Here is a 26,184-nt window from a genome sequence, read left to right as displayed (position 1 = left end):
AAAACCGACCGATCGCTCTGTCGAACTTCGTTCGCATCGGGATCCGGATTGCGAATAAAACGGTTCGATTCCCACAATCCGAGACGCGCTGCTCACCCCGCGCAGCAGTGACCCACGCCGCAGGCTTTGGTCCGGCGGGCCGGCCACAACTAGCGTCGACCCCGAATTCGTCAGGACAGACTCAGGAGGGTCAGCACCGTGGGCTTCACACGCTTCGTCGCGCTCGGGGATTCGTTCACCGAGGGTGTCGGCGACACGGACCCGACCCGACCCAACGGTCTACGCGGATGGGCCGATCGCGTCGCCGAACAACTCGCCGCCCACAACGAGGACTTCAGCTATGCGAACCTCGCCATCCGCGGCCGACTTCTCGACGCGGTGGTCGCCGAGCAGGTCGACGCGGCGGTCGCGATGAACCCCGACCTGATCACCATCTACGCCGGCGGCAACGACCTCATGCGACCGTCGGTGGACCTCGACGCGCTGCTCGCCCGCTACGACGCCGCGCTCGGAAAACTGGCCGCCACCGGCGCCACGGTCGTCGTCTTCACCGCCTACGACACCGGGTGGGCGCCCGTCTTCCGCAACCTGCGCGGCCGGATCGCCATCTACAACGAACTACTCCGCGAGGTTGCCGAGCGGCACGACGTCGTCGTCTTCGACTACTGGCGGCTCAAGGGCTACGACGACTACCGCATGTGGGACACCGATCGCCTGCACATGTCACCCCTGGGCCACACCCGCATGGCCGCCGAGGTCCTCGCCCTACTGGGCGTGGACCACGACATCACCCCCATCGAACTCGAGGCCGCCGCCGAGCTGACCCGTCGCGAACAGCGTCGGCAGAACGCCGAGTGGGCACGCACCTTCCTCGGGCCGTGGATCATGCGTCGTGTGCGCGGCGTCTCATCCGGTGACGGTGTGGCGCCCCGCTGGCCCGAATTGGTGTCCGGCGCGGGTCTGCTCACCCGCTGACACCGCTGCGCCCAGACGTCCCGGGCGGGGACGCAATCGTTCTCTACCCAGTGCGCCGGGATACGCTGGCCGTTCGGAGGTGTGAACGACACATGAGTACGACGGGCCGGATGAGCGAGTGACGAGCAGGACCGAGACCAACGGATCGCGGGGCGAAGAGAAGCCGCACCCCGACACCTCCCCGGCCGGGACCGACGAGCACACACATCCCCGTGCGGCGGTCGCGGTGCTCTGCCTGGCCGGCATCGTCGTCGCCCTGATGCAGACGATCATCGTTCCGCTCATCCCCCAACTGCCGACCCTGCTGAAGGCCGACGCGTCCAACACCACCTGGGCCATCACCATCACCCTGCTGGTGGGTGCCGTCGCCACCCCGATCGGCGGTCGCATCGGCGACATGTACGGCAAACGGCTCGCCATCCTGGGCAGTCTCGGTTTCGTTGCGCTCGGTTCCGTCGCCTGTGCGCTCGCCACCTCGCTTCCGGTGTTCATCCTCGGCCGCGGACTCCAGGGCCTCGGTTTCGGCATCGTGGCGCTCGGCATCAGCGTCATGCGCGACATCGTCCCGGCTCGTTACCTCGGCTCGGCCGTCGGCACGATGAGCGCCTCGCTCGGCATCGGCGGCGCCCTCGGTCTGCCGTTCGCCGCGGCGATCGCCCAGCACGTCAGCTGGCACGCCCTGTTCTGGTCCTGTGCCGCGGCGTCGACCCTCGCGGCGGTGGGCGTCGCCCTCACCGTCCCGTCGACCACGCCCTCGTCGGGCGGCCGCTTCGACTTCTTCGGCGCGGTTGGACTCACCGGCGTCCTGATCTGTCTTCTCCTGCCGCTGTCGAAGGGCGCGGTGTGGGGATGGGGCAGCCCGCTCACGCTGGGCTGCTTCGCCGGGTTCGTCGTACTGCTGGCCCTGTGGACGTTCGTCGAACTCCGGCGAACCAACCCGCTCATCGACCTCCGCATCCTCGGCGAGCGTCCCCTGCTCCTCACCAACCTGGCCTCGATCGCCACCGGCTTCGCCTTCTACTCCATGCAGCTCATCCCGATCCAGTTGCTCATGGCGCCCACCAGCAGCCCCAACGGTTTCGGTTACGACATGGTCCATGCGAGCCTGATCCTCGCCCCGAGCGGTCTGGTGATGTTCGTGTTCTCGCACATCAGCGGACGGACCAACGCACTCTTCGGCGCGCGGGTCTCGCTGGCGATGGGCGGGGTCATCATCGGCATCGGATACGTCGTCTTCATCGTCGGGCTGACCGGCCCCTGGGCCCTGACCTGGATTCACATGATGGTCATCGCCTGCTGCATCGGCGCCGGTCTGGGCATCGCCTACTCAGCGATGCCGGCACTCATCATGCAATCGGTGAGCGTCGAGCAGACCGGCGAGTCGAACGGTGTCAACGCCCTCATGCGGATCATCGGCACCTCCACCGCATCCGCGGTCGTCGGCATGCTCCTGACATGGTCGATGATCGCCATCGCCGGCCCTGACGGGTCGACTATCGCGGTTCCGGCGAGCGACGGCTATCTGTGGGCGGCGGGTATCGCGTTAGCCACCTGCGTGGTCGCCACGGTGGTCGCGCTGGCCATCCCGGCCCACCGCGGACTCGCCGAAACGCAGGTGTGACACCGCACTCGCCGATCGCGGTCGTGTCCGCGACGCCCGGGAGATCGTGATGCGGTGAGCGCCCGATCCACGTAGCGTGACGCCGTGCCCCCAGCGACACTCATCGAGAACGCCTTCGTCCTCACCGTCGACGCGCAGCGTCGGGAGCTGCCCCGCGCGTCGGTGCTCATCGAGGAAACGACGATCGTCGCGGTGTCCACCGACCCGATCGAGGCCGGCGACGCCGTCCGCGTCGACGGCCGCGGTTGCGTACTGACTCCGGGTCTGGTGAACACGCATCATCACCTCTACCAATGGATCACGCGGGGACTCGCGGCCGATCACACGCTGTTCCAGTGGCTCACCACGCTCTACCCGATCTGGGCCGGGATCGACGAAGAGACCCTGCACGCCGCCGCCCTGGGCGGGCTGACCCAGCTCGCCCTGTCCGGATGCACGACGACCACCGATCACCACTACGTGTTCCCGCGCGAGGGTGGCGATCTGCTCGGCGCCGAGATCGCCGCCGCCGGCGAGATCGGGCTGCGCTTCCATCCCACCCGCGGATCGATGGACCTGTCGGAGAAGGACGGCGGACTGCCACCGGACACCGTGGTCCAGACGATCGACGACATCCTCGCCGCCAGTACCGATGCCGTTGCGCGGTGGCACGATCCGTCCCGCGACTCGATGCTGCGGATCGCACTCGCGCCGTGTTCGCCCTTCTCCGTCACCACCGACCTGCTGCGTGAATCGGCGGTCCTCGCCCGCGAACTCGGCGTCCGCATGCACACGCACCTCGCCGAGTCCGCCGACGAGAACACCTACTGCGCCGAGCATTTCGGTTCGACGCCGCTGGAGTACATGGAGTCGGTCGGGTGGGTCGGCCCCGACGTGTGGTTCGCACACGGAGTGGAATTCGACGACGCGGCGATCGCTCGCCTGGCCGCCACCTCGACCGGGGTCGCGCACTGCCCCACCTCGAATGCCCGCCTGGGCAACGGGATCTGTCGCACCCGGGACCTCGTCGACGCCGGGGTGCCTGTGGGACTCGGGGTCGACGGCGCGGCGTCGAACGAGTCCGCACGACTGCTCGAGGAGGCGCATCAGGCCGTCCTCATGGCCCGCGCGCGCGGCGGCCCGACCGCGCTGACCACCCGCACGGCACTCGAACTCGCGACCCGCGGCGGTGCGCGGGTGCTGGGCCGGGAAGACGAGATCGGATCGATCGAACCCGGGAAGCTCGCCGACCTCGTACTGTGGGATCTGTCCACCGTCGCCCACCGCGACATCGACGACCCGGTCGCCGCTCTGATCCTGGGAGCGATCCCACCGATCAAGGCGTCGTGGGTACAGGGCCGGCAGGTGGTCGCCGACGGTGACCTGCTCACCATCGACACCGAACAGATGACCACCGCCGTCGCGACGCAGCACCGCCGCCTTCTCGACAAGGCATGCTGATGGATCTCACCGCCGTCACCCAGTACCGGTTCGCACGTTCCCGCGACGAAGTGTTCCCGGCACCCGGCGAACAGCTAGTCGCCGGCGGCACATGGGTCTTCTCCGAGCCCCAGCCGGCCACCACCGGTCTCGTCGACCTCAGCGAAATGGGTTGGCAATCGGTCGAAGACCTGCCCGGCGGCGGCCTCCGTATCGGCGCCACCTGCACCATCGCCGAACTGGTCGCACTGCCGCCGCGTCCCGGTTTTCGCGCCCACCCGCTGTTCGCCCAGTGCGCGAACGCCCTTCTCGCGTCGTTCAAGATCTGGAACATGGCCACGGTCGGCGGCAACATCTGCCGGTCGTTCGCGGCGGCGTCGATGGTCTCCCTCGGCGTCGCGCTCGACGCCACGGCGCACATCTGGCATCCCGAGGGCGCCGATCGCGACATCCCGGTCGCCGATCTGGTGATCGGCAACGGCATCAACGTTCTCGGCCCCGGGGAGGTCCTGCGTGCCGTCGACTTCCCCGCGCACGCGGTCGCCGCCGTCACCGGGTTCCGCAAGATCGCACTCGTCGATCTCGGCCGCTCCGGTGCGGTCGTGACCGGCCGCATCGATCCCGACGGCACCACGGTCTACGGGATCACGGCCGCCACCGAGTGGCCCACGGTGCTGCGATATCCCCGTCCGCCGACCGCGGACCGGTTGCGTCACGACATCTCCACCGCCCGCGGCTACTACACCGATCCGCTCGGGTCGGCAGACTGGCGCCGCGGGGTGTCGGCGGTCCTCGCCGAGGAGATCCGCGTCGAGCTCAACGGGACGGGGTAGGACGATGGAGTTCGAGGTCAACGGCGAGAAGATCGACGCCGAGCCGGCTGCAGGACAATGCCTTCGGATGCTCCTGCGGCAGCACGCCCACTTCGAGGTGAAGAAGGGTTGTGACGCAGGCGATTGCGGGGCGTGTTCGGTCCTCGTCGACGGACAACCCGTGCACTCCTGCATCTTTCCCGCACAGCGCATCGCCGGGAAGTCGGTGACCACGGTCGCCGGCCTCGGCACCCCCGACGACCTGCACCCGGTGCAGCAGGCCTTCGTCGACAACTTCGGCTTCCAGTGCGGATTCTGCACCGCAGGCATGATCGTCACCGCCTCGACCCTCACCCCGGACGACCTCCCCGACCTGCCGCGGCGGATGAAAGGAAACATCTGCCGCTGCACCGGATACCGATCGATCAGGGACGCGATCGGCAACGCCGTGGCGCCCGGTCGGCCCCACCCGGGCGGGGACACGGCCGACGACAGCGGCACGGGTGTCGGCACCTCGGTGTGCCCGCCCGCGGCCCGACGCGTCGTGACCGGCACCGAGGCATACACCTTCGACGTCCCCGTCGAAGGTGCACTGCACATCCACGTGCTCGGTTCGCCGCACGCGCACGCACGCATCCGGTCGATCGACACGAGCGACGCATCCGCCCTTCCCGGCGTCGAGGCGATCCTCACCCACGAGAACGTCTCGACACCAAGGTTTTCCACGGGACGTCACCAGAACCGGCTCGAAGACCCCGACGACACACTGGTCTTCGATCCCGTCGTGCGTTTCATCGGGCAGCGCGTCGCAGCCGTCGTCGCGGCGACCCCGGGAACGGCCGAACAGGCCGCGGCGCTGATCCGCGTCGACTACGAGGAACTGCCCACGGTTTTCGACCCCGAGGAGGCGCGAGCACCCGGGGCCCCGGTTCTCCATCCCGACCGCACCCCCGAGGACCGTGTCGTGGCGGCCGATCAGAACATCGTCGCGACCTTCCACGAGGGGTTCGGCGGCGACGTCGAGGAAGCGCTCGCGGCGTCGTCGACGACCGTGCACGGAACCTGGCGCACCGGACGGGTCACCCACGCCCAGTTGGAGACCCACGGATCGATCGCCTGGACCGATGCCACCGGCCGGCTGGTCGTCCGCACGAGCACGCAGGTCCCCTTCCTGGTACGCGACGAACTCGCACGGCTCCTCGACCTTCCGCCCGAGAAGGTCCGGGTGTTCAGTGGCCGCGTCGGCGGCGGTTTCGGCGGCAAACAGGAGATGCTGACCGAGGATCTCGCCGCGGTCGCCACCCTGCGTACCGGCCGGCCCTGCGTGTACGAGATGACCCGCACCGACGAGATGACACGTACGACCTACCGCCACCCGATGCGGGTGACCGTGGATCTCGGCGCCGACGACGACGGCCGGCTCACCGCCCTCCGCGTGGACATGCTCTCGGACACCGGCGCCTACGGCAACCACGCGATCGGCGTCATGTTCCATGCCTGCGCCGAATCGGTCTCGGTCTACAACTGCCCGGTCAAGCGGATCGACGCCGAGGCCGTCTACACCAACAACCCGCCGTCGGGTGCCTTCCGCGGATACGGCCTCGGACAGGTGATCTTCGCGGTCGAGTCGGCGATGGACGAACTCGCGGTCCGACTGGGCATCGACCCCTTCGAACTCCGGCGACGCAATGCCGTCGCCGACGGCGATCCGCTTCTCATCGCTCGGCCCGACCCCGAGATCGACCTGGTGTACGGCAGTTACGGTCTCGACCAGTGCCTGGACCTCGCCGAAACCGCTCTCCGCCGCGGCAACGGCGCCGTCATCCCGCCCGGCCCGCGATGGCGGGTCGGCGAGGGGATGGCGATCTCAGCGATCGCCACGATGGCCCCGCGCGGCCATTTCGCCGACGTCACGGTGGCCGTCGACCCCGCCGGCACCTACCACGTCGGCGTCGGCACCTGCGAGTTCGGCAACGGCACCACGACGGTCCACACGCAGATCGTCGCGTCAGCGCTGTCGACCGAGCCGGGCCGGGTCTCGCTCTGGCACGGGGACACCGACGCCGTCCCGCACGACACCGGGGCGTTCGCCTCCGCGGGGACCACCGTCGCCGGAAAGGCTGTGTACGGCGCTTCGCTCGCGCTGCGCGACACGCTCGTCGACGCCGCGTGCCGACTCACCGGGGTCGATGCCGAACGCATCGAACTGCGTCCGGACGGTGCGGTGGCCGGCGATCGGCTGATCGGATTCCGTGAGCTCATCGACGGCGTCGACGAGCGTCACCGCGTGCGGTATCCGGACGGTCCACGCGCCATCGCCACCGGTGAGGAACGGGGCGAGATGCGTTCCATCGCATTCGATGTGCAGGCTTTCCGCGTCGCGGTCGACACCGAGACCGGTGCCGTCGCGATCCTGCAGTCGATCCACGCGGCCGACGCCGGCACCGTGATGAACCCCGAGCAGTGTCGCGGCCAGGTCGAAGGCGGTGTGGCGCAGGGTATCGGCGCCGCCCTGTTCGAGGAGATCATGCTCGACAACGGATCACCCGTGACCAAGGTGTTCCGCACCTACCGTGTCCCCCAGATGGCGGACATCCCGTTCACCGAGGTGTACTTCGCCGAAACCGCCGACCAACTCGGCCCTTTCGGCGCGAAGTCGATGTCGGAGTCACCCTTCAACCCGGTGGCCCCCGCATTGGCCAACGCCATCCGTCGGGCCCTCGACGTCCGTCCGTACGAGACGCCGATGTCACGGGACCGGATCTGGCGTCTCACGCACCAGCAATCGGGTGGTGCGACTTTCAATTAAAGACCTGACAAACAATCGCCCATTTCTTCGTAAAGAGTTTTTCGACTCCCTAACAATCTGCCGCCCAACAGGTTTCATTTGAGGTAGCAATCGGGACCAAAGAATGACCAGTTTGCCGAATATCTTGCGGATTCGACTTTTCCAGACGCACACTCCTGATTGTCCAATTGTCCAGAGGAGGGCGTCATGACACACACTGCACCGGTAGACGAGGAGGGCCGACCCCTTTCTGCCAAGCAGGGAATCGCCGCGGGGACGTCCATCGGCGCCGCGATCATCCTGATAGTCGTCGGAGTCGTCCAACTCGCCCAGGGGATCGCCGCGGTCGCCGAAGACGAGGTGTTCATCCGCGGCGTCGAATACGTCTACAAATTCGACTTCACGACGTGGGGCTGGATTCACATCGTGCTCGGAGCCATCGCGATCATCGTCGGCGCCGGGCTCGTCAGCGGCGCGGGTTGGGCCCGATTCACCGCCATCGTGATCGCCGGCCTGTCCATCATCGCCAACTTCCTGTGGCTGCCGTACTACCCGTGGTGGTCGATCCTGATCATCGCACTCGACGTGGTCGTCATCTGGGCCGTGTCGACGTGGAACCCGCGCGCCGAGTACTGACGCCGATCGGCTTCCTCCGTGAACACGGAGATCCCCGGGCCCGACGAGGATCCGCCCGGGGATTCCACGGCGATCAGCACCTCCGAACGCGCCGAACTCGAGCGTCTGCGCGCGGAGGTCGCCGAACTGCGCGCCGCGGCCGACACCGGCACGACATCAGCACCCGGCCCCGCCACCGGTAAACGGCGGTCGGGCTGGCGCTGGTTCGCGGTGGTTGTGCTGTGCGTCCTTGTCGCCCTGCTGGCGATCGCCTCGGTGACCGCCCGCTTCGTCCGCGGCGAGCTCCTCGACACCGACCGTTATCTGACGATGGTGTCTCCTCTTGCCTCCGAACCGGCTCTGCAACAGGAGATCACCGACACCGTCACCGACGAGATCTTCACGCGCATCGATGTCGAGGAACTGACCGCCACCGCCCTCAACGCACTGACCGATGCCGTTCCCGCCACCGAGAACGCACCACGCGTCGACCGTGCGATCGACGGATTGGCGCCGGTCCTCGCCGGCCAGGCCCGCAGCTTCGTGCACCAGACAGTGTCGTCCCTGGTGGAGAGCGACCAGTTCGAGACCCTGTGGGTGGAGGCCAATCGTCGGGCCCACGGCGCCCTCGTCGCCGTCGTGACCGGTGACGTCGGACCGTCCTCGGTGACCGTCGACGAGTCGGGAACTGTGAGCATCTCCCTCGGCACCGTCATCGACAACGTCAAGGCCCGACTGCTCGACCGAGGGTTCACCTTCGCCGAGAAGATCCCCGCCGTGGACAAGGAATTCGTCCTCTTCCGGTCACCGGAACTCGTCCGCGCACAGCGTGCCGTGTCCGCACTCGACACCGCGGCCGACGTCCTGCCGTGGCTGGCGATCGCGTGCGCCCTGGGAGCGGTGGCGGTCGCGCCGCGGGGGCGGCGGCTCCGTGCCCTGTCGGTGGTCGGCCTCTCCCTGGTCCTGGGCATGCTCACGCTGGCGATCTCGCTGATCGTCGCGCGGGCACTGTATCTCGACGAGATCCCGCCCGACGTCCTGTCCCCCGACGCCGCGTCCGTCATCGCCGACACGGTCACCGAACCATTACGGCTCGCGTTGCGTGCCGTGGCCGTCCTCGGTCTCGTGGTGGCGATCGGAGCCTTCCTGATCGGCGGATCGGCGTCGGCCGTCGCGGTTCGCCACGGGTTCTCCCGTGGTCTGGACTCGCTGCAGAATTTACGGAAGTCGCGGCCCCCGAACATGTTCGAGACGACCGCCTACCGTGCGCGCATTGCTCTACGCGCCGCGGTCATCGGCATCGCGGCGGTTCTGCTCATGTTCTGGAACTACCCGACCGGCCTGGTCGTGTTGCTGATCGTTCTGTGCGGTCTCATCGCACTGCTCGTGGTCGAGATCGTGATCCGACCGGCACGAGCGGGTGCGGACGAAGCGGTGCCATGACCGAGGAGGCGGTCACCACCCTCGACGATGAACCCGTCACTCGTCGATGGTGGGCCCGTGCGGCGTTCGCGGCCATCGTGATCGCCATCGTCCTGCCCGTCGTGGTGTCGGGTCTGCGAGCACTCCTCACCCTGGCGCTGGTGTGCGTGATCGGCTCGGTCGTCATCATCGTGGCGCTCTACTGGTTCCTGATCGGCCGTGGCGCGATCCGCGTGCTGGCCGCCGTCGTCGCCGTCCTGCCGATCCCGGTCGTCGCCGTCTATCTGATCCGCGAGGGCGAGCTCTGGGTGGTGATCGTGTCCGCCGCGCTGGCCCTCACAGCGATCGCCTGCGCGCGACGAGCGTTGCGACCCGCACGGGTGCAGTCACTCATGCCGGAACATCCGGCGCCGCCCGTGCTCCATCCGTTCGTGGTGATGAACCCGCGCTCGGGTGGCGGCAAGGTCGGCCGCTTCGACCTGCAACGCCGTGCCGAGCAGCTCGGCGCCGAGGTCGTCCTGCTGAGCGGGCCCGAGCATCTTGACGTCACCGAACTGGCGGTCGACGCGGTGCGTCGTGGCGCCGATCTGCTGGGAGTCGCCGGCGGCGACGGGACCCAGGCACTGGTGGCGGCGGTCGCCGCCGAGTATCACGTGCCGTTCCTCGTGATCAGTGCCGGCACTCGTAACCACTTCGCGCTCGACCTTGGGCTGGACCGGAAGAACCCGGCCCGCTGCCTCGATGCCCTGCACGACGGCGTCGAGCTACACGTCGACCTCGGCTGGATCAACGGGCGCCCCTTCGTCAACAACGCCTCGTTCGGGGTCTACGCAGAGGTCGTGCAGAGTCCGGAGTACCGGGATGACAAGACCCGGACGGTCCTGCGCATGCTGCCCGACCTTCTCGGTGGCGGTACCGGCACCGGCCTGCGCGCCCGCATCGGCGACGACACGGTGACCGGGCCACAGGCGATCCTGGTCAGCAACGGCCCCTACGCCACCAATGACCTGGCCGGCCTGGGGCGTCGCACGCGCATCGATTCTGGTCGGCTCGGTGTCGTGACGGTGTCGGTCGCCGACACTCGGCAGGCGGTGGGCCTGCTGCGACGCGGTCACGGACATGGACTGGTACAGCGGACGGCCACCGAGGTCGTCGTCGAAGCCGACGCCGCGGAGATCCCGGTCGGCATCGACGGCGAATCGGTGCTGTTGCCGACCCCGGTGCGCTGCACGATCGCCCCGGCGGCACTCCGCGTGCGCGTTCCGCGCCAACGCCCCGAGATCCGCGTCGCGCCACCGCAACTGGACTGGGTCCGACTGTGGGAGCTACTCCGGCCCAGACCCGCCCGGAGCGGAGTCCGGAGCTGAGCCGGTGGTCGACCCGCGGTTCCGATACGCCTCGACGGCCGATTCGATCGTCGGGAAGAAGCGGGATTCGTCGAACCGGTCAGCGACGCCGTATCTGATGACCCGGTCCTTGACCGGACCCTTGAGTTCCGCGAACACCAAGCGAATCGAGGATGATTCGAGCGCTCGGTCGAGGTCGACGAGTTCGTCGACGGCGGTGGTGTCCAGACCGGTGATGGGTTCCGCGGCGATGATGACCCATTCGATTGGTGTCTCGCCGCGTGCCAACACCTTCCGGACGTGGTCGGCGAAGATGCTGCCGTTGGCGAAGAACAGCGGAGCATCGAATCGGATCAGCACGAGCCCCGGTATCCGATGCCCCTCCGGATGCCGGTTGACATCGTGGAATCCGGTGCCGGCCAACTCCACCAGCTCCGTCCGGTACGGCTGCCAGGCACGCGCGACCACGGCGACGAAGGACAATCCGATCGCGACCAGGATGCCCTCGAGCACGCCGACCAGCGCGACACCGACGAAAGCCGCCAGCGCCAAGGCGAACTCGATCCTGCTCAGTCGCCACATGCGGACCATGCCGGGGACATCGAGGAGCGCCGTCGCCGCCACGATCACGACCGCGGCCAGCGTGGCGTCGGGCAGATAAGCGGTGACACCGGGGGCCACCAGGACGAACACGAGCACCGCGGCCGCCCCGACCACGCCCGCGAGCTGTGTGCGTGCGCCGGCCTGTTCGGCGACCGGGGTGCGTGACCCGCTCGCGGAGATGGGGAACCCGCCGAAGAGTCCGCTGGCGATGTTCGCCGTGCCGATCGCCTTCATCTCCGTACTTCCGTCGACGTCCTCCCCGTGACGCGCGGCGAAGGTCCGCGACAGCACCCCGGAATCGGCGAACGCGATCAATGCGATGCCCGCCGCCGGCCCGAGGAGCGACAGCACGTCATCCCAGTCGACCCCACCGAACTGCGGCAGCGGCAGACCTTCTGGGAGGGCGCCGACCATCTCGATGTCGTCGTCGAGCCCGAGGAGGGCCGTCGCCACGATCGACCCCACGACCGCGACCAGGACGCCCGGTATCCGAGGCAGCCAGCGCCGGAACGCCACGATGACGACCAGACCGGCGATGCCCATCGCGGCGGCGACGTTGTCGACGTCACCAGCCACCACGGAGCCGACGATCTCACCGATCTCGGCGAACAGCCCGGAGGCGTCTACCGAGAAGCCCAACAACTTCGGCAGCTGCCCCACCACGACGATGAGCGCGATCGCGTTCAGATAGCCGATCCGCAGCGGCTTGGACAGGAGTTCGGTGACGAAACCGAGGCGGAGGAACCCGCCGAGGACGAGGATCGCACCGACGAGCACCGCGAGGATCCCGGCCAGCGCGAGAGCGTCCTCGGGGTCACCGACCGCGGCCAGCGGCAGCACCGCCGCGGCAATCAGTGGGGCGAGCGACGAATCGGGGCCGAGTACAAGGATCTTCGACGGACCGACCACGGCGTATGCAAGCAGTGGCACGATCGTCGCCCACAGGCCGGCGTATGCGGGCAGTCCGGCGGCTTCGGCGTAACCCATACCCGCGGGAATGAGCAGCGCGGTGAGCACCAGACCGGCGACGATGTCGGTACGTAACCATTCGCGTTTGTAGGACCGCGCCGTCGCGAGACCCGGAAGTCGCCAGAGCCCCGATCCACCGCCGCTCATCCGCGTGCCCGGCGGGGTGCGACAGCGTCCCCGGCCGCCACCGCCGGCGCGGTTGCGATGCTCCGCCGTCGACGGATCACCTTCTCCGCCTCCACGACCGTCGGGATGATCAACGCCCAGCCGAGGCAGGCGAGCCACTGCCCACCGGTCAGGGACGTGGTCTGCAGGAGCTCTTGAAGGAACCCAAGTTCAACGGAGAGGACTGTGACGACCACCGGGACCGACAGGATCTTCAGTGCGGCCAGGATGGGCGGCGAGAGGCCGGATTCCGGATCTCGCCGCATCGTCAGGCCGGCCATCACCGAGCCGAGCGAGAGGACCACGAAGGCGGTCGTCATGGGCACGTTCGGCTCGGTCGGACTCATCGCACCCGGCGCGAGGAGCATCGCCGCCAGCGTCACGCCGAACTGGAGAACGCCGTAGGCGAACCACTGGACGAAGGTCCTGCGGTTGGCGATGGGCTGCGCCGGATCCCGAGGTGGCTTGTTCATGAGTCCAGGGGGCGCCGGGTCCTGCATGATCACGACGACCGGGAACAACGTGATGAAGAAGTGTTGGAAGATCACCATCAGCGGCGACAAGGCAACACCGTCGTTGATGTCGAAGACACTCGCCACAAGGAACAGGAGGACCAGCGAGAACAGTTTGGACATCTGATAGCGGATGTAGGCGAGGATCTTGTCGTACACGCTGCGGCCCAGGCGGATCGCGGTGATCAGCGTGCCGAAGTTGTCGTCGGTCAGGATGAGCTTGCCCGCCTGTTTGGTCACCTCGCTCCCCGACCCCATCGCGACGCCGATGTCGGCCTTCTTGAGGGCGGCGGCGTCGTTGACCGCGTCGCCGGTCATCGCAACGATCGCGCCGCCGCGCTGCATGACGTCGACGAGGCGCAGTTTGTCGGCCGGGGTGACGCGACCGAAGACGTGCAGCCGCGGGAGTCTCCGGGCGAGTTCGTCGTCGGTCATCGCGGCGAGATCCGCACCGCTGATCGCGCCCGGGCCGAGTCCGAGTTGATCGCCGATCGCAGAGGCCGTGATCGTGTGATCCCCGGTGATCATCCGCACGTCGATGCCGGCGGCATGGGCGATCCGTACCGATTCGACTGCCTCGGCACGCAACGGATCGATGATGCCGACCATCCCGACGAACACCAGATCCTCCACGAAGGCCATCGGATCGTCGGCCACCTCGCGCTCTCGTCCGTCGAGTACGCGCGCCGCGAACGCGAGCACCCGCAGACCCTGCGTCGACATCTCCTGATTGGCGCCTTCGATATCTGCGCGGACCTCGTCGAGCGGGACCTCCCGCCGCCCCGGGCGATAGGCCGAGCGACACCGTGCGAGAAGCACATCCGGTCCGCCCTTGACCATCTCGACGAAATGCGTGGCACCGTCGACCGGGAGGTGGTGATAGGTCGCCATGAACTTGTACGACGAATCGAACGGGACCTCGGCCACCCGCGGATAGGTCCGTCTCGTCAGCGGTGCGTCGACGCCCATCGTGGTGGCGAGCACGATCAGCGCCGCCTCGGTGGGGTCCCCGACCACCGCGCCATCGTCGGAGACGACGGCATCGCTGTCGAGACACAGACCGTACGCCAGCAGCGTGAAGTCGGGGACGTCCTCGCCGGCAACCTGCGTGATTGCCCCGGTCTTGCAGTAACCCTCCCCTTCGACCGCGAACCACCGGCCGTGAAAGTACAACGACCGCACCGTCATCTGGTTCATCGTCAGCGTGCCGGTCTTGTCAGAGTTGATCAGGCTCGTCGCACCCCAGGGTCTCCACGTCGGTGAGATTCTTGACGACCGCTTTGGCCTCGGCGAGTTGTCGCGCCCCGAACGCGAGCATCGCCTGTACGAAGGTGGGCATGCCGGTGGGTATCGCCGAAACGCCCATCGAGATGCCCAGCAGCATCACGGTCGCCGCGTCCTGCCCACGCAGGAGCCCGATGACGACGATGATCGCCACGGCGACCCACGCGATCACACCGAGCAGGCGGGTCAGCGAATCGAGTTCGCGCTGCAGCGGAGACCTGCGCGGCGGAATCGCGGAGAGCAACGACGCGATCCGGCCCATCTGCGTCCGCATACCGGTCTCGGTGACCACGATCGTCGCGGTCCCGCGGGTGACCGAGGTGTTCTGGAACGCCATGTCGGTGCGGTCGCCGAGGGCGACGGACGCGTCGGTGACTACGTCGGGACTCTTGGGTACGGGCGCACTCTCGCCCGTCAGCGCCGCCTCCTGGGTCTCGAGGGTGGCCGATTGCAGCAGCCTTCCGTCCGCCGGGACCAGGTCACCGGCCTCGAGTTCGACGATGTCGCCCGGGACCAGTTGCACCGCGGGCACCTCCTGCAGGACGCCATCGCGCACCACCCGGGCCTGCGGAACGTGTATCCGCGCAAGTGCATCCACGCTCGCCCGCGCCTTCAGCTCCTGCCGAGTCCCGAGCACGACGTTGACGATCACCAGGACCGCCACCACGAGTGCGGTGGCGATCTCCGCGATTACCAGGCTGATGATCACCACCGCAACCAGCATGAGGTTCATCGGGTCTTTCAGCTGCACCAGCGCGATCGCCCACGCCGACGGTGCGGGTTCGGCGGCGATCTCGTTGTCGCCATAGTGCTCCCGCCGCGAGTCGACCTCCGCGGGAGTCAGCCCCTGCCGGCGGTCGGAGCCCAGTGCAGCGATGACGGCGTCGGTGTCCAGGCAGTGCCACGCCGTCTCGTCGGCGTCGTTGCTGCCCAGCACAGGCGGTGGCACGGGTTGGATGGCGGCCATCTCACAACTCCTGGAAGGGGGTGGGAATCCAGTGCAGCGCCTGGTCCGGCGGTCGATACCCGTGTGGCTTCTGTCGTTTCGGCAACGTGACGACGGGGCGTTCGAGCGGTTCGTAGGGAACCTGGCTCAACAGGTGGCTGATCACATTGAGCCGACCGCGCTTCTTGTCGTTGTTGGACACGACATACCAAGGTGCCCAACCGGTGTCGGTGTATCGGAACATCTCGTCGCGGGCTCGCGAGAAGTCGTACCAGCGACTGTAGGATTCGAGATCGACCTTCGAGAGTTTCCAGGTCTTGCGCGGATCGTCGATGCGACTCTGGAGACGCAGCGCCTGCTGCTCCTGACTGACCTCGAGCCAGTACTTCAGGAGGATGATCCCCGAATCGACCATCGCCCGTTCCACTGTCGGCGTCTGCTGCAGGAACTGACGGGCCTGCTCTTCGGTACAGAACCCGAGGACACGCTCTATTCCGGCGCGGTTGTACCAACTGCGGTCGAAGATGACGACCTCCCCGGCCGCCGGCAGATGGGGTACGTACCGCTGGAGATACATCTGCGACCGCTCCCGATCGGACGGGGCGGGCAGCGCGACCACCCGGAACACCCGCGGGCTCACGCGCGCCGTGATCGTCTTGATGACACCGCCCTTGCCGGCCGTGTCACGGCCCTCGAAAACCACGCAGACCTTGGCACCGGACGACCTGACCCACTCCTGCATCGCCACCAGTTCGGCATCCAGCGGCTTGAGTGCCTTCCGGTACGCCTTGTTCGACATCGGCGCGACGCCCTCGCGCCGGTTGCCGCCGGTCAACTCACCGGTCGCTGCGGAGTCGGAAGACTTGTCCCGACGCTTCTTGCCACCCATCGTTCACCTCACGAGTCGCCCGACGCGGCGGGCGGTTGGATGCGGCGTCCCCGGCCATCGAAGAGATGGAGGGAATTACTGAAAAGAGCAATTTGCCCGAATTCGAGTCTCGGGCAGAAGAAGATTCCGCCGGTGCGGAGCAGCGGTATCGGGCAACAAACATCGCCACCCCTTTCCTGGAGGGCATCGGCGATCAAGTCGTATTGTCGACTGCCAGGAGTTATCTCACAGGTGAATACGATCAATAGGCTCAGATTTATGGCGTCTGACCCCGACATCAGACATCTATTTGTCTCCGGCCTGATTTCGCATTGTTACCCGGACAAGAGACAGGGAACGCATCATGTGTTGATGGTTCGAGTTGAGGAGATGCTCGAAGTCGAACAGGTGATAGTCCGCCTGATCGCACGTTTTCCGGCAGCCCAGGCGGGCGACATCGAAGAGCGCGTTCGCGTCATCCACAAGCGATTCACCACCTGCAAGGTGCGGGATTTCGTCCCGCTGCTGGTCGAGAAAGCGGCGGTCCGGGAGATCACCGAGTCGGCGGCAGCCCTCGTCCCCCGCTCGACCCGTCCTTGACGCGACACGGCCCCGCCAGGATCTTGGCGGGGCCGTGTGCGTTCCGTGGGGTCAGCCGCGCAGAAGCCCCTTGGCGACGTGGGTCACCTGGATCTCGTTGCTGCCGGCATAGATCATGAGCGACTTGGCGTCTCGCGCGAGCTGCTCGACCCGGTACTCGGCCATGTAGCCGTTGCCGCCGAACAGCTGGACGGCCTCCATCGCGACGTCGGTCGCTGCCTTGGAGGAGTAGAGCTTCATCGCCGACGCTTCCGACAGACTCAGCGGCTTACCTGCCTTGCCGCGCTCGATCGCACTGAAGAGCATGTTCTGCACGTTGATCCGGGCGATCTCCATCTCTGCGAGCTTGAGCTGGATGAGCTGGAACTGCGCGATCTCCTGGCCCCACAGCTTGCGCGTCTTGGCGTAGTCGATCGACAAACGCTGGGCCTCGTTGATGATGCCCAGCGAGAGCGCGGCGATGCCGACGCGCTCGGCGGTGAAGCCGGCCTTGGCGCCTTCGGAGCCGCGGGAATCCTGACCGGTGTCCTCGGTCTCGCCGAGCAGGCGGTCCTTGCCGACCCGGACGTTGTCGAAGAACAGCTCGCCGGTGGGTGAGCTCATCATGCCCATCTTCTTGAACGGCTTGCCCTGGGTGAGGCCGGGCATCCCCTTGTCGAGGACGAAGGACAGCACCTTGCGGTCACGCATGGGGGTGCCGCTGCCGTCGTCGAGCTTGGCGAACACGACGATCGTGTCGGCGTACGGACCGTTGGTGATGAACGTCTTCTGGCCGTTCAGGATGTAGTCGTCACCGTCGCGGCGGACGGTGGTCTTCATGCCGCCGAGGGCGTCGGAGCCCGAATCGGGTTCGGTGATCGCCCAGGCTCCGACCTTCTCCATGGTGACCAGCTCGGGCAGCCAGCGCTTCTTCTGTGCGAGCGTGCCCTTGCCGCGGATCGTCGAGGCGGTCAGGCCCATACTCACACCGAGCGAGGCGACGAGTCCCAGGCACACACCCGCGAGCTCGATGTTGACCATCATGAACATCGAGCCGCTCATACCGCCGCCGTCGCCGGAAGATTTCTTCTTCTCCCCGTTGGCCTCTGCCTCGAGCTCTTTCTCGAGGGCGTCCTTGGCCATCGCGTCGACCCCGAAGGTCGAGAGCAACTTGCGGGTGATGTCGTACGGAGGCAGCACGCCGGACTCGAGCTCATCGAGGTGTGGCCGGATCTCCTTGTCGATGAACGCGCGCAACGCGTCCCGCACCATCAGATCTTCTTCGGACCACTCGAACATCGTCACTCTCCCCAGACAGTGCCCGCCGGGGGCGAACACGTTTCAGTTTTGCCGACTCAACTGTGTCAGGAGTCACTCACGATGTCTAGGTACGTCTGCACAGATCTGTTTCTTCAGGGGGAATTCTCAGGGGGCCGGCCAGGTGTAGAGCGTCGCCGGCCGGACCTCGACCCGGAAGTACCCCGCGGCGTCGTCGCACAGAAGCGCTTGCGCAACGGGCATCGCCACGACGACGGGCACCTCGCCGATCTCGCTCCCGACCCCGTCGCGCCAGGCGTGTATCCGGCGTACGAACTCCTCGACGGTCTCGCCGCCGTGGGGCCGCGCCGCCGGGTCGGTGAAGAATGCGGCGAGCTCGCTGGGGTCGATCTCCTCGGGCGCGAGTCCCGCCCAGGAGCCGACGTCGAGTGTCCTGAGTGCGTCGTCGACCGCAGGCCGCCCACCGAGGAGTAAAGCGCTCTCGAGGGCCGCGGTCTCGGGTCCGCAGGCGGTCACCGGTCCGGCGACCGACGCGGGAAGCGCTTCGATGTCGCGTCTCCCACGATCGTCCAACGACGCATCACCGCCGAAGCGCACCGATCGGTTGGGACCGGTGCGCCCGGCGGTGATGACCTGCATGAGAACGACCGTGTCCGGTCAGTTCTGTGCGGCGTCGACCGCGCTGGAGGTGGTCGGATTCTTCGACCGCGCCATCGCGCCGAGGATCAGCGCGAAGGTCACCGTCAGCACCGTCCAGAGGATGACCTGGTTGGTGATCGTGTACACGCGGAAGTCGGCGACGACGTCTGCGGGGAAGCCGGGGAACACGATCTGGCCGGCGTCATTGCGCACCGGCTCGGGTACCTCGTCGAACGACGGCAGCAGTGCGATGGTGATCCCGACCGCGATCACGTAGGCGGCACCGCCCACGACGGCCGACACCAGCCCGCCGATCCGCGGACGCAGCCAGAGCGCGAGTACGACGGCCGCGATCGCCAGCACCACCGACGCGATGGTGATGGTCAGGAATGCACCCGTCCGCTCCCCGATTGTGTCGTCGTCCCCGACCGCCGGCGGGTTCGCCGGGTAGGCGAAGAACGGTACGCCGAACACGGCGACGAACCCGATCGCGCCGAGCACCCCGGCGACCGCGCGGGCGTCGGTGGCCGGGTACCGGTTGCCGAGGTAGCTCCACAGCACGGTGAAGGCGACCGCGAAGAACGCGCCCATGCACAGCGCGAACGCCACGTTGCCGACGCCGGCGCCGAGGTTCTCCTGCATGGCGCGGGTGAAGACCTCACCGCCCTCGCCGTGCGAGTGGCCGCCGGCGGCGTGCGCCAGCGCCTCCTCGGCTTCAGAACGTTCCCCCTCGTAGTCGACCGCCTTCGACACCACGGGCTCGAGGTAGAACCGCGCGAATACGAACGAGATGATGCCGGCGATCAGGCCGGAGAGCAGACCTGCGCCGATGAACTTCTTCTCCATGTGAACTTGTCCCTACCGATTCTCGTCAGGTCGACTCAGTGGCAGGGAAAGCCGAGAAAGTGGCGGGAGTCGTGCACGAACTCGTGCACGTAGGTGTTCTCGCCGAAGACGGACACGACACCTTGGTCGTAGCCGAGGAAGTAGTACGCGAGCCCGGCCAACAGCACGGTGAGGCTCAGCCACAGCGCCGCGCTCGCGACCGAGAGGTTCGGTACCGCGAGGGAGCGGGGTGAGGTGGAAACTGCTTCGGACGTACGGGGACCCGTCATGGAATTGTCCTTTCGCCGATCTCGCGTCGGAGAGTTGTGGATCAGATGGCGCCGGCACGGCATCCTGACTCACGTCTTCTCTGGGGCACCGTCGAATCCCTCGACCGCGTCCCCGAGTCGGCGTTCACAGTGGCGCGACCGTTCCGGATTCTCACCGGATTCCCCGTACAGGCGTGTGTCGACTGTATACCCCGACCTGTCACACATGTGAGACATAGTGGATAGATGGCCCGCCCCTCGGTTCTCGATCGATTCACCGCCCCCACCCGGCGATGGTTCACGGGAGCGTTCACCAAGCCGACCGCAGCCCAGAAGGGCGCCTGGACCTCGATCGCCGACGGCGCCAACACCCTCGTGATCGCACCGACCGGCTCCGGCAAGACCCTCGCGGCCTTCCTGTGGGCGCTGGACCGGCTCGCCGCCGACTCCGGTGGGCGTCGTCCGGGAACCAAGGTCGTCTACGTCTCCCCGCTCAAGGCCCTGGCCGTCGACGTCGAGCGCAACCTGCGCGCACCGCTCACCGGGATCACCCGCGCGGCGCAGGAACTGAACCTCCCCGAGCCGAACATCACGGTCGGCGTCCGCTCGGGTGACACCTCCGCCGCCGACCGCCGCGCGCTGGTGAAGACGCCTCCCGACATCCTGATCACCACACCGGAATCGCTGTACCTCATGCTGACCTCCGCGGCACGGGAGAGCCTCACCAACGTGGAGGCGATCATCGTCGACGAGGTCCACGCAGTCGCCGCGACCAAGCGCGGCACACACCTCGCGCTCACCCTCGAACGCCTCGACGAGCTCCTCGACAAGCCCGCCCAGCGGATCGGATTGTCGGCGACCGTACGGCCGCCCGAGGTGGTCGCCGGGTTCCTCTCCGGCTCGGCGCCCTGCCAGGTGGTGAAGCCCAAGGCCGACAAGACCTTCGATCTCCGCGTCGACGTGCCGGTCGAGGACATGGCGAACATCCCGCCGGCACCCGGTCCCGAGGGTGCGGACTCCGCCGAACTCGACGACGCCTTCTCCCCCACGGCCGGATCGTTGTGGCCGTACGTGGAGGCGTCGATCGTCGACCAGATCGAGGCCAACCGGGCGACGATCGTGTTCGCGAACTCCCGGCGCCTCGCCGAGAAACTGACCGCGCGGCTCAACGAGATCCACGCCGAGCGGCAGGGTGTCCCAGCCGAGGCCACCGCCAACCCGACGGTCGCGGGCGGGGCTCCCGCGTTCGTGATGGGCAGCGGGGCGAGTTCGGGTGCCGAGGCGGTTCTCGCGCGGGCGCACCACGGTTCGGTGAGCAAGGAGCAGCGCGCTCAGATCGAGGACGACCTCAAGGCCGGTCGTCTCTCCTGCGTGGTGGCGACCAGCTCCCTCGAACTCGGCATCGACATGGGTGCCGTCGATCTCGTGATCCAGGTCGAGGCCCCGCCGTCGGTGGCCAGCGGCCTGCAGCGCATCGGCCGCGCCGGCCACCAGGTGGGCGAGATCAGCCAGGGCATCCTCTACCCCAAACACCGCACCGACCTGCTGCACTGCACGGTCACCGTCGGGCGCATGCTCGACGGTGCGATCGAGGAGATCAAGGTCCCGCAGAACCCCCTCGACATCCTCGCGCAGCAGACCATCGCCGCGGCCGCCGTCGACGATCTCGAGGTCGACCACTGGTACGAGGTCGTGCGGCGGGCGGCGCCCTACCGCGATCTCGGACGTGGGGTCTTCGACGCGACCCTCGACCTCATCGCCGGGCGGTTCCCCTCCGACGAGTTCGCCGAACTCCGGCCGCGGGTCAACTGGGACCGCGACGCAGGCGTGATCACGGGACGCCGCGGCGCCCAGCGGCTCGCCGTGACCTCCGGCGGGTCGATCCCCGACCGCGGGCTCTTCGGCGTCTTCATGGTCGGCGAGAAGTCCACACGCGTGGGCGAACTCGACGAGGAGATGGTCTACGAGTCGCGGGTCGGCGACGTGTTCGCCCTCGGCGCGACCAGCTGGCGCATCGAGGACATCACCCACGACCGCGTCCTGGTGTCGCCCGCGTTCGGTCAACCCGGCCGGTTGCCGTTCTGGATCGGCGACGCCATCGGGCGTCCCGCCGAACTCGGCGCGGCGATCGGCGCGTTCACCGGGGCCATCGCCGATCCCGGCAAGCTCGACACCCATGCCGAGCGTCTCGGACTCACCGAGAACGCCCGCACCAACCTCGCCACCCTCATCGCCGAACAACGTGAGGCGACCGGTCACCTACCGACCGACCGGACACTCGTCGTCGAACGGTTCCGCGACGAACTCGGTGACTGGCGAGTGATTCTGCACTCGCCGTACGGCCTGCGCGTCCACGCGCCGTGGGCGAGCGCCATCTCCCAGCGCCTCCTCGCAACACTGGGCATCGAAGGTGCCACCACCGCGTCCGACGACGGGATCATCCTGCGTCTCCCCGACACCGACGACGCACCCCCGGGCGCCGACGTCTTCCTCCTCGATCCCGACGAGGTCGAACAGCTCGTCACCGACGGTCTCGCCGACTCGTCGATGTTCGCCTCCAGGTTCCGCGAATGTGCCGCGCGCGCACTGCTTCTACCGCGGCGCGATCCCGGCCGGCGCGCACCGCTGTGGCAGCAGCGCCAGCGCAGCGCCCAATTGCTCTCCGTCGCATCCAAGTTCCCCGACTTCCCGATCGTCCTCGAAGCGGTGCGCGAGTGCCTGCAGGACGTGTACGACCTCCCGGCACTGCTCGACCTGCTCGGCCGCATCCGTTCGCGCCGGATCCGCGTCGTGGAGACCGAGACCGCGAGCCCGTCGCCGTTCGCGGCGTCGCTGCTGTTCGGCTACGTCGGCGCCTTCATGTACGCCGACGACGCGCCGCTCGCCGAACGCCGAGCCGCAGCCCTGTCCCTCGACACCAGCCTCCTCGCGCAGCTGCTCGGCCGCGTCGACCTCCGCGAACTGCTCGATCCCGGGGTCATCGCCGAGGTCATCGCCCGCCTGCAACGCCTGTCCCCCGACCGGCAGGCACGTGACGCCGAGGACGTCGTCGACCTGCTCCGCTGGCTCGGACCCCTGACCACCGATGAGGTGGAGGAACGGTACCGGGGAGAAGCGGCGGTGGCCGAGGTGCTGGCCGATCTGCACCGCAGCGGGCAGATCATCTCGGTCAACCACAACCGGCGCGCGCTGTGGGCGTCGATCGACGACACCGCGCGGCTGCGCGACGCACTCGGAGTCCCGGCGCCGATGGGTATCCCGGCCGTCTACCTCGAACCGGTATCCGACCCGGTCGGCGACCTCATCGGGCGCTACGCCCGCACCCATGGACCATTCACCGTCACCGACGCGGCGGCGTCCCTGGGCATCGCCACCGCGGTCGTCCGCGACACCCTCGCCCGCCTCGCCGCGGAACGACGCGTCGTCGAAGGCGATTTCCTGCCCGAGACCGGTACCGCCGACCCGGCCCAGGGAGCGGCACCGACCACTCAGTGGTGCCACACCGACGTCCTCGGTCAGATCCGGCGCGGGTCGCTGGCCGCGAGCCGCGCCGAGGTCGCACCGGTCGGCACCGAGGTGCTCACCCGATTCCTCGTCGAATGGCAGCACGGTTCACCCGGCACCCAACTGCGTGGCGTCGACGGCGTCGCGACCGTCATCGACCAGCTGGCCGGCTACCCACTGCCGGCGTCGGCCTGGGAGTCGCTGATTCTGCCCGCGCGTGTCTCCGATTACGCACCGTCCATGCTCGACGAACTGCTCAGCAGCGGCGAGGTGCTGTGGTCCGGACACGGGCGCATCGGCAACGCCGACGGTTGGGTGGCCCTACACCCCGCTGACGTGGCCGCCTTCACCATCGCCGAACCCGACACCATCGACACCACCACCGTGCACAACGCGATCACCAACGCACTCGAACCCGGTGGCGCCCTGCGGTTCCCGCAGATCGCCGGGGACATCAGCACCGGCACCACCACCCCGGCCGCGGACATCGAATCCGCGCTCTGGGACCTGGTCTGGGCAGGCCAGGTCAGCAACGACACGTTCGCGCCGGTCCGCGCACTGCTGCATCCGCGGCGCAATCCGACGACGCCACGGTCGGCGCCCGCGCACCGGGCTCGGGGACGGGCACCCCGGCTCCGCGCCGGGCGCCTCTCCGCGCGCTACCTGACCGAACACGCCTCCGGGCCACCGGTGTCGCCGACCGCGAGCGGACGCTGGTTCGCGCTGGACCGACCAGAGATCGACCCGACCATCGCCACGCAGGCGCTGTGCGACCAACTGCTCACGCGCTACGGCGTGATCACGCGGGGCAGCGTCACCGCCGAGGAGGTGACCGGCGGATTCGCCCGGGTGTACAAGGCGCTCACCGTCTTCGAGGACAACGGCCAGGTCCGCCGCGGCTACTACGTCGACGGTCTCGGCGGCGCGCAGTTCGCCTCCCCGGCCACGGTCGACGAATTGCGGCGTCACGCCCTCCCCGACCGGAAACCACCGCGCGAGGCAACGATCCTCGCGGCCACCGACCCGGCCAACCCGTACGGGGCAGCGCTGGAGTGGCCCCGGTCCCGCGACGCCGACGCCGGACACCGCCCGGGCCGCAAGCCCGGCGCACTGGTCGTGCTCGTCGACGGCGAACTCGTGTGCTTCGTCGAGCGGGGCGGCAAGACGCTGCTGACGTTCACCGACTCGATCCCCTCGCTGGAATCCGCCGCCGGCGCACTGGTGGCACTTGTCCGCGCCGGTCGCATCTCCCGACTGACGATCGATGCCATCGATGCGGAACCGGTGCGCGGCACCGACTTCGGGAAGGTCCTCGTCGAAGCCGGTTTCTCCACGACCCCGCGCGGCATCCGACTCCGGTACGGAACCCATGCCTGAGGGCGACACCGTCTTCGCCGCGGCCGCGCGACTGCGCCAGGGGTTGGCGGGCCGTACCCTCACGTCGACGCAGTTCCGCATCCCGTCGCTCGCGACGTCGGACCTGTCGGGACGGGCCGTCGTCTCCGTCCGGTCGCGGGGCAAGCATCTGCTCATCGACATCGGCGAGAGCGAGCCCGGGGCGGGGGACGCGCTCAGCATCCATTCGCATCTGAAGATGGAGGGGGTGTGGCACGTACACCGCCGGGGCCAGAAGTGGCGTCGCCCTGCCTATCAGGCGCGCGTCGTGTTGCGGACCGACGACCACGAGGCCGTCGGCTTCGACCTCGGCACGCTCGAGCTGCTCGCCGACCCGGACGCCGCCCTCGCATACCTGGGACCCGACCTGCTGGCCGACGACTTCGACCGCGAGGAGGCGATCCGACGCCTCGGCGCCGACCCCGACCAGACCATCGGTGCAGCACTGCTCGACCAGCGCCTGATGGCCGGTGTCGGAAACGTCTTCCGCAGCGAGATCTGTTATCTCCGTGGCGTTCTCCCGACACGCCCGGTCGGCGAGGTGGACCTCGGTCCGATGGTCGACCTCAGCCGACGTCTGTTGTGGGCCAACCGGATGCGCTCGGCCCGGACCACCACCGGCCAGACGTCACCGAACGGGCGGATGTGGGTGTACGGCCGCAAGGGACAGCTGTGCCGCCGCTGCGCGACGATCATCAGACGCGGCGAGATCCCTTCGACCGGTGGCGACCGGTCCATCTACTGGTGCCCGCGCTGCCAGACCTGACGCGCAAACCCACCCCTTTTCCGTAGGTCCGCCCCCGGCGAGGGGGCCGGGTTTACGGAAAAGGGGAGGGTTTGCGGCGGGGTCAGACGGGATAGCGCTCGGGTTCTGGGCCGAACTCGAAACGGCGGGCGGTGATCTCCTCGACGGCGATCTCCACGTAGTTGTATTTCACCGTCGCGATCCACGGGCGCAGGGGCAGCTTGTCGGCCGCCTCGATGTCCTTGAACGACGTCAGGACGCGGGCCGTTCCCTTCGCGACGACGCTCCAGCCACCGGTGTCGGTGTGGGCGTCGGTCTCGAACGCCACCCGGTTGTTGACGACGAGCTCGGAGAGTTTCGTCCCCTCACCGGTGCGCAGCGTGATCTTGCCGTCCGCGGCGTGGTAGTTGACGGGGAAGATGTCGGGTGAACCGTTGACGCTCAACGCGATACGACCCAGCTCGGCGGAGCCGAGTAGTTCCCATGCCTCTTGCGGGCCGAGGACCTGAACCGGAGTCTCTGTCATGACCAGTCCCTTCTCTCCCCCACCCTCGATCCTGCCTCGGGGACGTCGGACCGAACAGAGGCCAACGGCCCACTCATCA

At 68.0% G+C, this 26,184-nt stretch carries 18 protein-coding genes, 1 pseudogene and 1 riboswitch; of the genes and pseudogenes, 11 read left to right on the top strand and 8 right to left on the bottom strand.

The window, feature by feature from the left end:
• Window positions 1-198 precede the first annotated feature (198 nt).
• The 8 genes from RVF83_RS14365 to RVF83_RS14330 all read left to right on the top strand — a co-directional run bounded on the left by RVF83_RS14365 (window position 199) and on the right by RVF83_RS14330 (window position 11,019).
• Window positions 199-975: an SGNH/GDSL hydrolase family protein gene (locus RVF83_RS14365; RefSeq protein WP_005196019.1), complete on the top strand. Its 777-nt coding sequence runs from the start codon at window positions 199-201 to the stop codon at window positions 973-975.
• Between the two features lie 118 nt (window positions 976-1,093).
• Entirely contained in the window at window positions 1,094-2,596 is a 1,503-nt protein-coding gene (locus RVF83_RS14360; RefSeq protein ID WP_005196018.1) for an MFS transporter, read from the top strand.
• A gap of 84 nt (window positions 2,597-2,680) precedes the next feature.
• Entirely contained in the window at window positions 2,681-4,036 is a 1,356-nt protein-coding gene (locus tag RVF83_RS14355; RefSeq protein ID WP_005196017.1) for an 8-oxoguanine deaminase, read from the top strand.
• Window positions 4,036-4,848, top strand: coding sequence for an FAD binding domain-containing protein (locus RVF83_RS14350; protein ID WP_005196016.1), 813 nt, complete (start codon window positions 4,036-4,038; stop codon window positions 4,846-4,848). Before RVF83_RS14355 ends, RVF83_RS14350 begins: the two co-directional genes overlap by 1 nt.
• A gap of 4 nt (window positions 4,849-4,852) precedes the next feature.
• Window positions 4,853-7,636 (top strand): molybdopterin-dependent oxidoreductase, encoded by a 2,784-nt coding sequence (locus RVF83_RS14345; protein WP_005196015.1) that lies wholly within the window; start codon window positions 4,853-4,855, stop codon window positions 7,634-7,636.
• A gap of 186 nt (window positions 7,637-7,822) precedes the next feature.
• On the top strand, window positions 7,823-8,251 hold the full coding sequence (locus RVF83_RS14340) for a DUF7144 family membrane protein (RefSeq protein WP_005196014.1): 429 nt from the start codon (window positions 7,823-7,825) through the stop codon (window positions 8,249-8,251).
• Between the two features lie 18 nt (window positions 8,252-8,269).
• Window positions 8,270-9,673 (top strand): hypothetical protein, encoded by a 1,404-nt coding sequence (locus tag RVF83_RS14335; protein ID WP_005196013.1) that lies wholly within the window; start codon window positions 8,270-8,272, stop codon window positions 9,671-9,673.
• Window positions 9,670-11,019 carry a diacylglycerol/lipid kinase family protein gene (locus RVF83_RS14330; RefSeq protein WP_005196011.1) on the top strand — a complete coding sequence of 450 codons (1,350 nt, stop codon included), beginning with the start codon at window positions 9,670-9,672 and terminating at the stop codon, window positions 11,017-11,019. The genes RVF83_RS14335 and RVF83_RS14330 overlap by 4 nt, the downstream gene beginning before the upstream one ends.
• On the opposite strand, the gene RVF83_RS14325 is transcribed toward RVF83_RS14330, so the two are convergent.
• The 3 genes and pseudogenes from RVF83_RS14325 to ppk2 form a co-directional block, all read right to left on the bottom strand.
• Window positions 10,978-12,717: a SulP family inorganic anion transporter gene (locus RVF83_RS14325; RefSeq protein WP_005196004.1), complete on the bottom strand. Its 1,740-nt coding sequence runs from the start codon at window positions 12,715-12,717 to the stop codon at window positions 10,978-10,980. The two genes, RVF83_RS14330 and RVF83_RS14325, sit on opposite strands and share 42 nt — an antisense overlap.
• Window positions 12,714-15,498, bottom strand: a pseudogene (locus tag RVF83_RS14320) (cation-translocating P-type ATPase). The gene RVF83_RS14325 and the pseudogene RVF83_RS14320 overlap by 4 nt, the downstream one beginning before the upstream one ends.
• A 1-nt stretch (window position 15,499) precedes the next feature.
• Window positions 15,500-16,366 carry a polyphosphate kinase 2 gene (gene ppk2, locus RVF83_RS14315; protein WP_005196001.1) on the bottom strand — a complete coding sequence of 289 codons (867 nt, stop codon included), beginning with the start codon at window positions 16,364-16,366 and terminating at the stop codon, window positions 15,500-15,502.
• Between the two features lie 258 nt (window positions 16,367-16,624).
• Between ppk2 and RVF83_RS14310 the strand changes: the two genes are divergently transcribed.
• Entirely contained in the window at window positions 16,625-16,945 is a 321-nt protein-coding gene (locus tag RVF83_RS14310; protein WP_005196000.1) for a three-helix bundle dimerization domain-containing protein, read from the top strand.
• 51 nt (window positions 16,946-16,996) lie between these two features.
• Here the strand turns inward: RVF83_RS14310 and RVF83_RS14305 are convergent, their stop codons facing one another.
• The 4 genes from RVF83_RS14305 to RVF83_RS14290 form a co-directional block, all read right to left on the bottom strand.
• The gene (locus RVF83_RS14305) at window positions 16,997-18,223 is read right to left on the bottom strand and encodes an acyl-CoA dehydrogenase family protein (protein WP_039880074.1); all 1,227 of its coding nucleotides are present in this window, start codon (window positions 18,221-18,223) and stop codon (window positions 16,997-16,999) included.
• 126 nt (window positions 18,224-18,349) lie between these two features.
• Window positions 18,350-18,841 (bottom strand): histidine phosphatase family protein, encoded by a 492-nt coding sequence (locus tag RVF83_RS14300; RefSeq protein WP_005195998.1) that lies wholly within the window; start codon window positions 18,839-18,841, stop codon window positions 18,350-18,352.
• Window positions 18,842-18,859: 18 nt separating this feature from the next.
• Entirely contained in the window at window positions 18,860-19,687 is an 828-nt protein-coding gene (locus RVF83_RS14295) for a CbtA family protein (protein WP_005195997.1), read from the bottom strand.
• Window positions 19,688-19,722: 35 nt separating this feature from the next.
• Window positions 19,723-19,956 (bottom strand): CbtB domain-containing protein, encoded by a 234-nt coding sequence (locus tag RVF83_RS14290; protein ID WP_005195995.1) that lies wholly within the window; start codon window positions 19,954-19,956, stop codon window positions 19,723-19,725.
• Window positions 19,957-19,992: 36 nt separating this feature from the next.
• A riboswitch (cobalamin riboswitch) is annotated at window positions 19,993-20,171 on the bottom strand.
• 10 nt (window positions 20,172-20,181) lie between these two features.
• Between RVF83_RS14290 and RVF83_RS14285 the strand changes: the two genes are divergently transcribed.
• Window positions 20,182-24,816 (top strand): ATP-dependent helicase, encoded by a 4,635-nt coding sequence (locus RVF83_RS14285; RefSeq protein WP_005195993.1) that lies wholly within the window; start codon window positions 20,182-20,184, stop codon window positions 24,814-24,816.
• Window positions 24,809-25,600, top strand: a complete 792-nt coding sequence (locus RVF83_RS14280) for a DNA-formamidopyrimidine glycosylase family protein (RefSeq protein WP_005195991.1) — start codon at window positions 24,809-24,811, stop codon at window positions 25,598-25,600. Before RVF83_RS14285 ends, RVF83_RS14280 begins: the two co-directional genes overlap by 8 nt.
• Window positions 25,601-25,682: 82 nt before the next feature.
• On the opposite strand, the gene RVF83_RS14275 is transcribed toward RVF83_RS14280, so the two are convergent.
• Window positions 25,683-26,105 carry a pyridoxamine 5'-phosphate oxidase family protein gene (locus RVF83_RS14275; RefSeq protein ID WP_005195989.1) on the bottom strand — a complete coding sequence of 141 codons (423 nt, stop codon included), beginning with the start codon at window positions 26,103-26,105 and terminating at the stop codon, window positions 25,683-25,685.
• Window positions 26,106-26,184 lie beyond the last annotated feature (79 nt).

This window comes from Gordonia rubripertincta (assembly GCF_038024875.1).
GTDB classification, from domain to species: Bacteria; Actinomycetota; Actinomycetes; order Mycobacteriales; family Mycobacteriaceae; genus Gordonia; species Gordonia rubripertincta.
Note: the sequence above shows the minus strand (reverse complement) of the source record. Positions and strands in the feature narration are given on the sequence as shown.

What these genes read in the sequence shown, in the direction of transcription:
- ppk2 (WP_005196001.1), bottom strand. Translation starts at nt 16,366, where the DNA reads ATGGGTGGCAAGAAGCGTCGGGACAAGTCTTCCGACTCCGCAGCGACC.
- RVF83_RS14330 (WP_005196011.1), top strand. Translation starts at nt 9,670, where the DNA reads ATGACCGAGGAGGCGGTCACCACCCTCGACGATGAACCCGTCACTCGT.
- RVF83_RS14295 (WP_005195997.1), bottom strand. Translation starts at nt 19,687, where the DNA reads ATGGAGAAGAAGTTCATCGGCGCAGGTCTGCTCTCCGGCCTGATCGCC.
- RVF83_RS14325 (WP_005196004.1), bottom strand. Translation starts at nt 12,717, where the DNA reads ATGAGCGGCGGTGGATCGGGGCTCTGGCGACTTCCGGGTCTCGCGACG.
- RVF83_RS14350 (WP_005196016.1), top strand. Translation starts at nt 4,036, where the DNA reads ATGGATCTCACCGCCGTCACCCAGTACCGGTTCGCACGTTCCCGCGAC.
- RVF83_RS14285 (WP_005195993.1), top strand. Translation starts at nt 20,182, where the DNA reads ATGGCCCGCCCCTCGGTTCTCGATCGATTCACCGCCCCCACCCGGCGA.
- RVF83_RS14290 (WP_005195995.1), bottom strand. Translation starts at nt 19,956, where the DNA reads ATGACGGGTCCCCGTACGTCCGAAGCAGTTTCCACCTCACCCCGCTCC.
- RVF83_RS14310 (WP_005196000.1), top strand. Translation starts at nt 16,625, where the DNA reads ATGGCGTCTGACCCCGACATCAGACATCTATTTGTCTCCGGCCTGATT.
- RVF83_RS14340 (WP_005196014.1), top strand. Translation starts at nt 7,823, where the DNA reads ATGACACACACTGCACCGGTAGACGAGGAGGGCCGACCCCTTTCTGCC.
- RVF83_RS14305 (WP_039880074.1), bottom strand. Translation starts at nt 18,223, where the DNA reads ATGTTCGAGTGGTCCGAAGAAGATCTGATGGTGCGGGACGCGTTGCGC.
- RVF83_RS14280 (WP_005195991.1), top strand. Translation starts at nt 24,809, where the DNA reads ATGCCTGAGGGCGACACCGTCTTCGCCGCGGCCGCGCGACTGCGCCAG.
- RVF83_RS14275 (WP_005195989.1), bottom strand. Translation starts at nt 26,105, where the DNA reads ATGACAGAGACTCCGGTTCAGGTCCTCGGCCCGCAAGAGGCATGGGAA.
- RVF83_RS14345 (WP_005196015.1), top strand. Translation starts at nt 4,853, where the DNA reads ATGGAGTTCGAGGTCAACGGCGAGAAGATCGACGCCGAGCCGGCTGCA.
- RVF83_RS14300 (WP_005195998.1), bottom strand. Translation starts at nt 18,841, where the DNA reads ATGCAGGTCATCACCGCCGGGCGCACCGGTCCCAACCGATCGGTGCGC.